This is a genomic window from Halalkalibacter lacteus, from assembly GCF_036663595.1.
GTDB lineage: Bacteria > Bacillota > Bacilli > Bacillales > Bacillaceae_D > Halalkalibacter > Halalkalibacter lacteus.
Genome location: NZ_JAWRVL010000031.1, coordinates 1 through 12002, shown reverse-complemented (window position 1 = coordinate 12002; position 12002 = coordinate 1). Strand labels below are relative to the sequence as shown.

General features: G+C 35.1%; 14 protein-coding genes. 2 read left to right on the top strand and 12 right to left on the bottom strand.

The window, feature by feature from the left end; genetic code table 11:
• Window positions 1-427: 427 nt before the first annotated feature.
• The 3 genes from SAZ04_RS17940 to SAZ04_RS17930 all read right to left on the bottom strand — a co-directional run bounded on the left by SAZ04_RS17940 (window position 428) and on the right by SAZ04_RS17930 (window position 2634).
• A complete protein-coding gene (locus SAZ04_RS17940) occupies window positions 428-625 on the bottom strand; it encodes a hypothetical protein (protein WP_332697780.1) in 198 nt (65 codons plus the stop codon).
• Between the two features lie 303 nt (window positions 626-928).
• A complete protein-coding gene (gene kynB, locus SAZ04_RS17935; RefSeq protein WP_332697777.1) occupies window positions 929-1579 on the bottom strand; it encodes an arylformamidase in 651 nt (216 codons plus the stop codon).
• Window positions 1580-2097: 518 nt separating this feature from the next.
• Window positions 2098-2634, bottom strand: coding sequence for a hypothetical protein (locus SAZ04_RS17930; RefSeq protein WP_332697775.1), 537 nt, complete (start codon window positions 2632-2634; stop codon window positions 2098-2100).
• Between the two features lie 245 nt (window positions 2635-2879).
• Here SAZ04_RS17930 and SAZ04_RS17925 point away from each other — a divergent pair, with 245 nt between their 5' ends.
• Window positions 2880-3935, top strand: coding sequence for a glycoside hydrolase family 15 protein (locus SAZ04_RS17925; protein ID WP_332697773.1), 1056 nt, complete (start codon window positions 2880-2882; stop codon window positions 3933-3935).
• A 78-nt stretch (window positions 3936-4013) separates the two neighbouring features.
• On the opposite strand, the gene SAZ04_RS17920 is transcribed toward SAZ04_RS17925, so the two are convergent.
• From SAZ04_RS17920 to SAZ04_RS17910, 3 genes are all read right to left on the bottom strand, one after another.
• Window positions 4014-4415, bottom strand: a complete 402-nt coding sequence (locus tag SAZ04_RS17920; RefSeq protein WP_332697771.1) for a DUF2203 domain-containing protein — start codon at window positions 4413-4415, stop codon at window positions 4014-4016.
• 77 nt (window positions 4416-4492) lie between these two features.
• A complete protein-coding gene (locus tag SAZ04_RS17915) occupies window positions 4493-4996 on the bottom strand; it encodes a hypothetical protein (RefSeq protein WP_332697769.1) in 504 nt (167 codons plus the stop codon).
• A 409-nt stretch (window positions 4997-5405) separates the two neighbouring features.
• A complete protein-coding gene (locus SAZ04_RS17910; protein ID WP_332697767.1) occupies window positions 5406-6569 on the bottom strand; it encodes an LL-diaminopimelate aminotransferase in 1164 nt (387 codons plus the stop codon).
• A gap of 115 nt (window positions 6570-6684) precedes the next feature.
• On the opposite strand from SAZ04_RS17910, the gene SAZ04_RS17905 reads away from it, so the two are divergent.
• Window positions 6685-7551 carry an aldo/keto reductase gene (locus tag SAZ04_RS17905; RefSeq protein WP_332697829.1) on the top strand — a complete coding sequence of 289 codons (867 nt, stop codon included), beginning with the start codon at window positions 6685-6687 and terminating at the stop codon, window positions 7549-7551.
• Between the two features lie 40 nt (window positions 7552-7591).
• Here the strand turns inward: SAZ04_RS17905 and SAZ04_RS17900 are convergent, their stop codons facing one another.
• The 6 genes from SAZ04_RS17900 to SAZ04_RS17875 all read right to left on the bottom strand — a co-directional run bounded on the left by SAZ04_RS17900 (window position 7592) and on the right by SAZ04_RS17875 (window position 11548).
• A complete protein-coding gene (locus tag SAZ04_RS17900) occupies window positions 7592-7903 on the bottom strand; it encodes an MGMT family protein (protein WP_332697765.1) in 312 nt (103 codons plus the stop codon).
• A gap of 64 nt (window positions 7904-7967) precedes the next feature.
• Complete coding sequence (locus SAZ04_RS17895; RefSeq protein WP_332697763.1) at window positions 7968-9218, bottom strand: ABC transporter permease; 1251 nt, start codon at window positions 9216-9218, stop codon at window positions 7968-7970.
• Entirely contained in the window at window positions 9211-10110 is a 900-nt protein-coding gene (locus SAZ04_RS17890; protein ID WP_332697827.1) for an ABC transporter ATP-binding protein, read from the bottom strand. The genes SAZ04_RS17895 and SAZ04_RS17890 overlap by 8 nt, the downstream gene beginning before the upstream one ends.
• 168 nt (window positions 10111-10278) lie before the next feature.
• Window positions 10279-10644 (bottom strand): endonuclease/exonuclease/phosphatase family protein, encoded by a 366-nt coding sequence (locus tag SAZ04_RS17885; protein ID WP_332697825.1) that lies wholly within the window; start codon window positions 10642-10644, stop codon window positions 10279-10281.
• On the bottom strand, window positions 10640-11134 hold the full coding sequence (locus SAZ04_RS17880) for an endonuclease/exonuclease/phosphatase family protein (RefSeq protein WP_332697761.1): 495 nt from the start codon (window positions 11132-11134) through the stop codon (window positions 10640-10642). Before SAZ04_RS17880 ends, SAZ04_RS17885 begins: the two co-directional genes overlap by 5 nt.
• Window positions 11135-11254: 120 nt before the next feature.
• Window positions 11255-11548 (bottom strand): Dabb family protein, encoded by a 294-nt coding sequence (locus SAZ04_RS17875; protein ID WP_332697759.1) that lies wholly within the window; start codon window positions 11546-11548, stop codon window positions 11255-11257.
• Window positions 11549-12002: the final 454 nt, after the last annotated feature.

The window sequence follows — 12002 nt, the reverse complement described above, 5'->3', positions numbered from 1 at the left end:
ACCGCACATATTTCAATTATTTTACTTATTCCATTTATGGAAATTGCCTTCTACTTCGATTAGCCATGTGAGTTTCATTACTCCTAATTGAACTAAGGTGATTTATAATTAAACGTCAAAAAACCCACAGTAACTAGCTGGTGCGGGATCGTAAACTTTTTCATGTTATTCTTAACGGTACTGTTATATGCTTGTTTTCTATGTTTTTCATCGGTGGTAGAGGTTGTTCAAAAAGGGGACGTTTCTTCCCTTTTTGAACAACCTCTAAGCAATGAGCGAAGTAGCTACCACTGAACACACTTTTGGGACACGCTCTAGTTATGAAAGTTATTTGGACCAGCTAAGTAGACCGAGCTAACCCTCTTGTTCCAAGAACTTTTAATTGCTATATCGCTAATAAGCGAACTCCTATATCGACACAGTTGAATTATTTCAATGTTTCTCCTTGTTCAATCAAATAATTAACCATTCTTCCAACCTGCTCAAAGTCAAGCTCATGTGAAGCTGCTTTAATTTCTTCGTAAATCAATAGATCAATGACCTCATCTCGTTGCATATCTTCCCATTTGTTCTCTTTATCTAACTGTGCTAGTTGTGATTTGATTCGGTTTAATGCTTTTCCCAATTCATATCTCCCCTTCAAATGCTAATTTATCCAAGTTTCTTCGTAGTTTTTCCGATTCATTAGATAATTTTCGTCTCATTACTTTTTAAGCTTTAACATAAATATATAATGAACAAACCCTAAAATACAACCTCATGTTGCCATAATCCCATTCAAACTCCGTATCTAACGTTAAAATCATAGCCGTCGATTATTTTTTTATTTCAATGTCTTCTTACTCTAGCTCAACAAGGGAATCTAAGTCAGCATTAATATAAGTCGTCATATGCTCCTCCTTGAGGTATACAATTAATTATCACTAACCTACTCTTTCATAGGTCTTATTACTGCTCGTACTGGACTCCCATCTGCAGCTTTTAATGGGAGAGGCAGAGCGATTAATTCATAATCGCCTTCAGAGACATGGTCTAACATCAAGTTTTCTAAAATGGCAACATTGTATTTGAATAAAGCGTGATGGCCTTCTAAGTCTTTACTGTCAAGCGGGTCTACAGAGGGAACATCGACACCAATTAGTCGCACACCTTTTTCAGACAAATAACGAGCTCCATCGGCCGTTACATAGGGTATGCTCTCAGGGAAGATCTCAGGTTGATTTGGAACAGAGGTTTTTACTAAAAGGCGAGTTACCCCTTTTAAATCAAATTGACTTAAAGTCGATTGATCTATTTTTTCATAAGCTGAAATATCAATGATCCTTGCTTCTCCAATATATAAATTTACATCTAAATCCAAGATTGTTTCCCCATCATTTTTAAAATGAAACGGCGCATCGACATGTGTTCCCGAATGGACACTTGTTGTTATTTGACCGATATTAACCGAACCGGTTTCCTCCTTTGAATACGTCACTTTATACGAAAAAGGTGTATCTTCTGGCCAATGAGCTAACCCTTCATATAACGGCTGAGAAACATCAATCCATCGTGCCTTTTTCTGATCTTTTGATTGCATTAGGCTACCACTCCGCGTTCATTTTTAAATTTCTTATAAAGCTATTCTTCATAATCGTCTTTACTATTTATATACTATTCCATACTTCCGTAAATTAATCTCCAAACAGGTTCATTCTTTTCTTGAATTAGCAATCGAGGAAAAAAGAAATCCTGAACGTTGTAAAGGAAGCAATAGGAGTTTAATTAAGAACAACTGGAGTCATCATACAATCCGTTCATATAAAGGTTTGTTAGATTATCAATGACATCTTCATTGAAGTCCTTGTGCTAAAGGAACACTTATAATACGACATTATGTAGCGCGAGTCCTTTCTCCTTAGAATAAAGCAAAGGTTGATTTCCCATAAACTGTAACTCCTCACCTCACTGTCAATGAATCTATTGTAATAAGATACTGCTTGATTAAATATACGATTCCTTAAATAAAAAAGATAGATTCAGCCATTGTAATGACTGAATCTATCTTTTTGAATATGAATACTCTAGCCGTAAATCGCAAAAAGGAATTCGAACCTTTTAACTTCCCTTTTTCCTTACTAATTCTTGCAACCGTTGTTTACAAAACGTAATTTTCTCTTCATCTTTTATTTCGATTGCTTCGTGTAAATCCATTAATAGATAATTGATTTCAAATTTCGTCACATATTCTTGCGTTTGTTTGGAGATTGCCATGGATTCCTTTTTTTCTTGTTCCTTTTTCCTTGTTCGAATATCTATAATATCTTGCAGCTTTTTTTCTGCTCTTAGCTTCTTTCGTTCGTTAATATTTATGATTCCAAGCTTTTTCTTCCTAGCTTCAAACAGTAATTGATTAAAAGGCAATGAAAATGTCTTTTCCGTAGTGGTTAACTCCTGTATCGATAACGTAAATGAATTTTCTTTTTCGATAAATGGAAGTTCATACATTTCTTCACCGTGAATGATAAGTGTTTTTAAATCTTTGTCTGCTATCCATTCATAATGATACAATTCCTCAATCTGCTCTAAAAACGACGTCACCAATACTTTGTCCATTTCCATATTAATATTTGTAAATCGAGCGAAAAAACTCATATATTCACCTCTTTTTTTGTTTTATTTTAGCTAAACAAAAAAGCGTTCTCATTTAATGATAACTACAAAACACAATCTCTACTAAAAAGTTATTATTATTAGATTTTATGAATGTAGGTCTTGTCCAAATACTTTAATTTATATTTCCAGTGTCAATATTTTATGTATAAGCACCTCCAAATTCGGTTAAAACGAGGACATGGAGCACTATAGCTAAGATTTGGACAAACCTAGGAGGCGATATTATGGACCGTTTACAAGAAAGTTATCAGTTGCTAAACCAATTAAGGCAGCCCAACCATTTGTATCTTGCTAGTCAGTCGAAAGAATATCACTATTTTTGGATAAGAGATGCTGTTTACATGTCCCTTCCTTACATGACGAAAGAATGTGACACGTTCAAAAAGACCATGCAAGCCATACTTGATGTGTTTCGTCGGTATGAATGGAAAATCAACATTCATACCAATCAACGTCCGCAAGCAGTATATGAATACCTCCATGCCAGGTATTGTCCTGACGGCTATGAAATTCATGACCAAGAATGGGGACACGCGCAGCATGATATGATTGGGGCATTTTTATTCGCAGTAGGCTCCGGTATAATAGAACATAAAAAACCTATATTTCGAGACGATCGAGATCACCAAATAGTGCAAAAGCTTGTGTTTTACTTAATTTGTTGTAACTACTGGGAAGATGAAGATAATGGCATATGGGAAGAAACGAAAGAACTGCACGCAAGCAGTGTTGGTGCGTGTGTAGCAGGATTAAAAGCAGTACAATCAATTATTTTCGTTCCCCAAGAAGCAATAGATAAAGGGCTAGAGACATTAGATACATTGTTCCCTAGAGAAAGCTACACAAAAGATGTAGATCTTGCACAACTTAGTCTGATTTATCCTTATAAACTGTATGACGGTGACAAAGCGAAGCAAATCATAAACCGAGTGGAACGGTCATTGCTACGCTCAAATGGAGTAATACGTTATCAAGGCGACAGCTACTTTTCAAAATTCGAACAGTCCCATGGGCGCTGTCATGAACCGACGTTTTATTTCGGAACAGAAGCTGAGTGGACGTTTGGACTTCCATGGCTCTCCCTTTGTTGGCTCTCTTTAAATGACGAAGAGCGTGCTATTCACTATTTAGAACGAACGAAACAAGTTATGCTAGAAGATGCAGTTTTACCAGAAGCGTATTTCGCTCAATCGAATGACCCTAACCCCAATACACCACTTGGCTGGTCAAGTGCAATGTATATATTGGCTCAAGAAAATCAACGAGATACGGCCGTATAGATTTTGTATTGTATTGGAATATAATTCACACATAACTATTAATTCAAAAGCCTGCATTTGATATGCAGGCTTTTGCAATTATTCGTCGTATAATGGCTTTCTTCCGCTAAAACCTTCATGTTCTCCATGATAATGTGTAATTTCAGACTCTCCTTGCTTCCAGCAAAGAAGAATGTCATTTCCGTCTTTAATAGATGGAAAATCAAGAAGTCCTAAGTCAATATCCTTCAATTGGGCACCTGAGGATTCAATATTATATACATGAACTTGCGCTTGCATTTCTAAAAACTCGAGTTCACTCTCATTCATAAAGATTTCTTCTGTATCAGTTTGAAGTTGGTGATTGGTTTCTTTGATTTTATTTAATTGCTTTAATTGATATTGAAATTTATTTTTTAGTTGCTGTAAGTCTACTAGCTCTTTTCTGAGTGTTGGCAAAAGTGCATTGGCTTCTACTAATGAGAAATAAATTTTAGACATATTAGCACCTCCATAACTATTATAACAAAAAAAATTCACTATAAAAAGAACTCAACTTTATCCATTTAGTTCATTTGCTAATTGTACTTTTTTAACGATTGTACTATTTGTTGAAATTCTTCTTCATTAAGACCTACAGCTGAAATGTTATAATATGGAAACGAGTCAGCCTCTCCTCTTCTCGTGATCGGAATAAAGGTAAAATGCAAAGCATTTACTGAAGGAGTTACGCTATATTCTCCGACAAATTGACCTATAATTTCATACGAAAAAAATGGGCTTAAATCATATGGATTTTCTTCTGTCTCGACGAATTCTAATAATTTGTCCCAATTTAAGTTAGAATAGGAGTCTTGTGTGAGTTCAACACGCATTGACCCCTCTTCATTTTGATACTTTAGATAAAAGAATTCATTCTCGAGTTCACTTTTTACTAGTTCAAACTCGACAGGGATATAATTTGGAATCAATATCGGATAATTAACCTGTACGATCGCTTTATTTATCGTATTTTCATTGTTTTGGCATCCACCTGCATATAAAACGACCGCTAATAGTAATAAGTGCATCGAAATCCGCATGGCAAACCTCCTAAAACCAAATCTTTTAACATGCAAACGACCTTGTGCTTACTCGTTATAAATTAACCATACCATTTTCTTCAGTCCCTATAGGTTAGATTTCAATATTTCATCTCAGACAATATGAATTTTTCTATATATTCCAAGCAATTTTTAGCACCTAAACCTCACGTTCAATTTCAGGTTCGATCAAACCTCCAAATCCAAGTAAGATCATTCAAGCTAAATTTGAATCGAAGTTGTTATAGTAGTTGGAAGTCGGATAAACTTTAACTCGTTGATTTATCGCACTTGTTAGTAACTGTTATTCTTACATTCAAATAACAAGAGGGAAATAGATAGGGAAACAAAAACGGAAGCCCACCTTGTAGGTTTCCTTCCGTTTTTGAAAGATATATAATAGATACTTTTAGAAAATATTTCTCTCTTTTATCCTTTTTACAGCTGTTTTTAATACTTCTTCGCTATGGACAAGTGATATTCGCAAATACCCTTCTCCTTCTGAGCCGAACGCTATTCCGGGGACGGTTACGATCCCGACTTCATCGATCAATTTATATGTAAATTCGGTTGAAGTATATGGTTTAGGTACGTTTGCCCATATGAACATAGATGCTTGAGGAGAATTGACATTCCATCCAACTGAATGTAGTCCCTCTACTAGTATATCTCTACGTTTTTTGTAAATCTCTCTAAGCTCGGCACTAAAAGTAGTTGTATTAGAAAGTGCGCAAACGGCTGCTTGTTGAATCGGCAGAAAAACACCAAAATCTAAATTAGACTTCAAGCGATGTAATCCTTCGATCACTCTCTCATTGCCAACGACATAACCAATCCGACACCCTGCCATATTAAAACTTTTTGATAGAGAATTAAATTCAATTCCGACTTCTTTCGCACCAGGAATGGCTAAAAAGCTAATCGGCTTTTCATGATAATACAATTCTGAATAAGCAAAATCATGTAAAACCATAATATTATATTTTCTAGCAAAACTAACAACACTTTCAAAGAACTCTTTGGTTGCCATAGCTGGAACTGGGTTACCTGGAAAATTAAGAATCATTAACTTTGCTTTGAATCGAATATCTTCAGGGATTTGTTCCAAATCTGGTAAAAACTGATTTTCTTCGTGAAGAGGCATGTAGTACGGTTTAGCCTCAGCTAAAGAAATTCCAGCAGCGTAGGCTGTATAACCTGGGTTTGGGACAAGTATGATGTCACCAGGGTCGGTTAGAACGGATGGTAAATGAACGAGTCCATCTTGTGACCCCATAACCATTAACGCTTCTTTTTCTGGTGAGATTGTAACATGATATTGACTAGAGTAATAGTTTGAGACCGCTTGAAGAAATTCAGGAGTACCTTCTAACGAATACCTATATAAAGATGGATCCTTCACTTGCTTTGCTAATTCTTCCATTACAAAAACAGGAGGTGGAAGATCCGGACTACCAATACTTAAATCAATTATATGTTGACCGTCTTCAACTTTTTGTTTTTTGTATGTAGCTAATTCGTTGAAAATACTCGTTTGAAATCGATTCATTTTTTTTGAAAACGAAATTGACATGACTTATACCTCACTTATCGTTGTTTCTTAATTTATCTATTATATCAAATTGAAAGAAGAGGTTCTTTAAAAATATGTATAACCTATTTTTGTCCAAACATCCTACTAGAAAAAAATAGGTAATTTCATTGATACTGCTGATGTATATGTTGTTGGTACGTCTGAAGAAATTGTCGGAAAAGCTATTAAAGATAAGCGTCAAGACGTAATTCTTGCGACAAAAGTTCGAATGAAAGTCGGAGATCGTCCTAATGATGTTGGGTACTCACCTAAACGTGTTGTCGATGGTATTGAAGCAAGCTTAAGACGTTTGCAGACAGATTATGTCGATTTATATCAGCTTCACGTTTGGGATCACTTGACTCCTATTGAAGAAACGTTACGTACATTGGATGACTTAATTTCTTCTAGTAAAGTTCGCTACATTGGTTGCGCTAATTTTTTAGCTTGGCAAGTAATGAAGTCTCTCTCGGTCAGTGAACAAAAAGGCTTTGCCAAGTTCATTTCCATTCAACCACAATACAGTTTGATTAATCGCGAAATGGATCGGGAAGTAATGTCTTTATGTTTAGAAGAAGGCATGGGAGTGCTTCCATGGGGACCTCTTGGAAGTGGCTTTTTAACCAGAAAATATGAAGGGTTAGAAACTCCGTCTTTCGGTCGTTTATCTCAAGGATTGCAAGGGGAATCAAGCTGGGAAAATAAAGGGCTAGTACGCAATTTCAAGATTGTAAATAAAGTAAAAGAAATTGCTTCTCAAATTGAAAAGACACCAGCGCAAGTTGCGTTAAACTGGTTATTGATGAAAGAAGGAGTTACATCACCTATTTTTGGAGCTCGTACACTTGAACAATACCGTGAAAATATTGGCGCTGTGGGATGGAAATTATCCCATGAACACTTTACCGAACTCGATAAGATAAGCGCCTTGCCTTCTGAGTATCCAAATCATTTTATTGAAAAGTTTCAGCGCAGTTTATAAAAAATACAACTAGAAAAAGGTCAAATAAATTGACCTTTTTCTAGTTTAAAGGGTGCTGTTGATATAAACGTAAATCGACTTTATGATTTATCACCTTAACCCCTTCATTCTCTAATGAAATTGTTTGGACGAGAACCTTATTTTCATCTTTTATAACAATCTCACCTTTTGTGTTTACAACTCTATGCCAAGGTAAGTTGTATTTCCGGCTCATCGAGTGAAGAATTCGAACAAATTGTCTTGCTACTCTAAGACTACCTGCAAGTTTAGCTATTTGTCCATACATCATCACTTTTCCAACAGGTATATGTTTAATAATATCAAGAACTTTTTCAGGTAATCGTCCTGCCATTAAACTTCACCCTTATTAATAGATGATATATAAGGGTTTATAAAAATACATCCATTTATCACTTTTATTTTTTCGATAAGTCAATTGCTTTCTTAATGTCTTTATAGGAATTTGACTTTCCATACATTAAGACGCCACCACGATAAACTTTCCCACCAAAGATTGCAAGAATGAAGATAGCGATTACTAAGACGACAATCCCAAGTATCGGTTCAATCATAGGAATGTTTAACATACCCACTCGAAGAAACATAACCATAGGTGTAAAAAATGGGATATAGGAAGCTATCGTTATCACTGATGAATCAGGAGCCCCTAAACCAAACATTGCAATAAAAAATCCGATCATAACAAGGAATGTCATCGGTAAAATCATTTGCTGTACATCTTCTATCCGACTAACAAGTGAACCTAGTAACGCTGCAATTGTTGCATATAAAAAGTACCCTAATAAAAAGAACACAATTGCGTATAAAATGATTGATGCTGAAAGGTCCCCAAATCCAAAAACATCAAAAAATCCACCAACTAATTCTCCCTGATTTTGTATTAATGACACGTATCCAACTATGAGTAATACCGTTAGCTGGGTTAGTCCTACTAATCCAATACCAATGATCTTAGCGAACATTTGCTTTATAGGTGAAACACTTGAGATTAAGATTTCCATCACGCGAGATGACTTTTCTGTAGCGACTTCCGTTGCAATCATATTCGCATACATGATGACTGAGAAATAAATGAAAAATAGCAGGATATATACAATCCCTCTTGCTTGATTTAGTTCTTCTTCTGATTTAGCACCTTCCACAATAGCTTCTTGTATAAATATAACAGGTGAGTGTAATAGAGCTAACTCATCTATTGATAAATCTAGTTGGACCGCAGCTTTAGTTAATTGGATTTGTTGAAGTGCAGCTTGAATATTAGATGTAATGGCATTTCCTGATAAGGACGTTGATTTATACACCGCTTTTGGCAGATTCTCAGTTCCATAAGCTAAAATAAGAAGACCTTCATACATTCCTTCTTCGACCTGCGCCTCAAGCACTTCCTCTGTTTCTGTTGCTAAAACGAGCGCTATATTTTCATTTAATAAATTTAACTCTTCTTCGAGGATTGGAAACATCTCATCTGTCTGATCAACAACGGCTACTTGATCGCTTTTATCTTCCCCTTGGAACGCATGAATGATGAGGCCAATATTAGACATTAACAGAATCGCAGCGGCTAAGATGATCGTTGTAATAATAAATGATTTGGCTTTCAATTTAGAAAAATAGGCATGTGAAAGCATGATCCAGAAATTACTCATAAGAAGTTCCTACCTTTTCTATAAAAATATCATGCAAGGAAGGCTCTTCCAATTCAAACTTCCTAACAAACCCTCTTGAGACAACTTGATGAAAAACCTCTTCTGCAGCTCCTTCAGATTCAACCTGTAATTGAACTCCTTCTGTCGTTTTCCTCCATTTTAATACACCAGGTAACGACTTCAGATCTGTCAAATCAAAATCAGCATGAATTGAAACATTTTTCTTTCCGAAGGATCGTTTTATTAATTTTAATTCACCTAATACCACAGGCGTACCTTTATGCATGATACATAGATTCTCGCACAATTCTTCAACATGCTCCATCCGGTGGCTTGAAAATACAATCGTTGTCCCACTTTCTTTAATTTCTTTCACAGCATCTTTTAATAGTTCTACATTGACTGGATCCAGCCCGCTAAATGGTTCATCTAAAATAAGTAGTTTAGGTTTATGTATGACTGCAGCTATAAATTGAATTTTTTGTTGGTTTCCCTTTGAAAGTTCTTCAATTTTTTTATGTTTATTTTCAGGAACATTCAACCGATCTAGCCATATATCTAACTCATGTAAAATGTCTTGCTTTTTCATGCCTCGTAAACGAGCAAGGTAAACGATTTGATCACTCACCTTCATTTTTGGGTACAGGCCTCTCTCTTCTGGCAAGTACCCAATCTCCGGAGTTGTTTCATAGTTTACTGCTTTCCCATTCCATGAAATACTCCCTTCTGTTTGATCCAATAACCCTAAAACCATGCGAAATGTAGTTGTTTTCCCTGCACCATTCGCACCGAGGAATCCAAACATTTCTTTAACAGGAACCTCGAGCGTCAGATTATCTACTGCAGTAAAACTGCCGAATCGTTTCGTTACATTTCGTAACACTAATCCCATCTTTCCACACCCTTTCATAGTAAACATTACCATTCTTTTCATACGAAGAACACCATGTTACTTGATAATAGACTTACGTACAGACTAAGAGAAAGTTTCATTAATTACTAATTGACACAAAAATAGCGTAACATATGCTACGCCATAATCATTAATTAACAAATATAACTATTTGAGTTCTTTTGATTGAGCTTTTGCATCTGTATACACTGGAGAGCTTTCTAAATACAATAAAGCACTAACAGCAAAATGATCTGAAGCATCACTTTCAATCACATTCACTTCATTTACAATGAAATCCGAGCTATGAAAAATGTAATCAATCTGCCAGTTTTGATTTTTATAGGTTTGAATCGGAATTCCTTTGTTGTTTTTTGTTAATTTATCGTTCCACTGACGATACACTGGCTCGCTTGGAACTGCATTCAAATCTCCAGTTAAAATAATAGGACCGTCTAGATTTGTTAGTTTTTGATTAATCTTATCAATTGCACCTGAACGTTCAGCTCTGTCTAAACCTAAATGGGCATTAATTACATTTAGTGTTTGAGTGGTCTGTGACTTGAACTTCTACAACTAATGCTGCTCTATTTTCTAATCTATGGTGGAAATGCATAGTTTTCGTATTAATAATAGGGAAACGGGTCAGTATCGCATTGCCATAATAAAGACCAGGATAGGCGATTGAAGGAGAAAAATACGCATTCATATTGAGTTCTCTTGCAATAGTGTAAACTTGATCATTGAAATACGATCGTAGGCTATTTCGTTCGACTTCTTGTAAACTAATAATATCAGCATCTAAAGATTGCAACGTTTCAATCGTTCGCTTTAAATTCACAAGTTTATCTTGACCTTTACCAAATTGAATATTATAAGTTGAAACCGCTATCATTTTTTCTTGCTCTAAAAAGACACTATCGTGATTATGCAAAATATACGAGTCTTTATTTTGCGAATGATAATAAAATAATGAAAGCATGAAAACGATTACTAATATAAAGATGAGTATATACTTCCTCAACAACTAGCCCCCCTTTCCTATTCATCCAATTGCATATACATAAGAAAAATAAAGACAAATGAGAGGCAGTTGAATACAAAAAAAGCTTAGCTCTACTTCGCTAAGCTCTTTTGTACTCACTTATAATTCAAAGTCTACCCCAATGCTATCTACGCGTCCTACTTCTCTGATGAACGCAGCTACATCTTGGTGTTTTTCATCGTTTGCGTACGCATCTAAAGCAGCTCTATCTTCAAAACGAACTGTTAATACAACTTGATATTCTTTGCTTTTTTCAGCAAAATTCAGACCTGCTTGGAGATCAACAATACCTGTTAAGTGATTTTTTAATGCTTTAAATTGTTCAATAACTTCTTGAAGTTGTTCCTGAGTTGTCGTTTCTGAAAATTTAAGGAGTACTGTTCGATTAATCATAAGAGTGCCTTCTTTCTATGTCAATTATGTATCCAATTATATAGTAACGTGCATTGTGGTTCGATGCAATCGATCAGCACTATAATAAGAGATAAGAAACACCTTTATGCATTTGTCATATAAATGTATGTTATAATTATCAATGTGAATTAAAAAAGCACATTGTTAATAATATTAAATCAACACAAGGTCAAGAGCTATTTCAATAATAACATTTCCCTTCTAGTTTGCCTCTCCTTACGAACAACTAAATTACCTAATCTACAAAACTTATTTTTAGTTGGTTTTATCGATTATAATACTATACAACTTTCACAAGTTATATTTCGTGAAGCGAAATTTGTGTTCTTTCTTAATTTACATTGTATAGCTAAAGGCACTAGTGTTGCATTAATTTAATTTCACTATTATAAATACTCCAAATGTTCAATAATTTTATTTTGCGCAAAGAAAA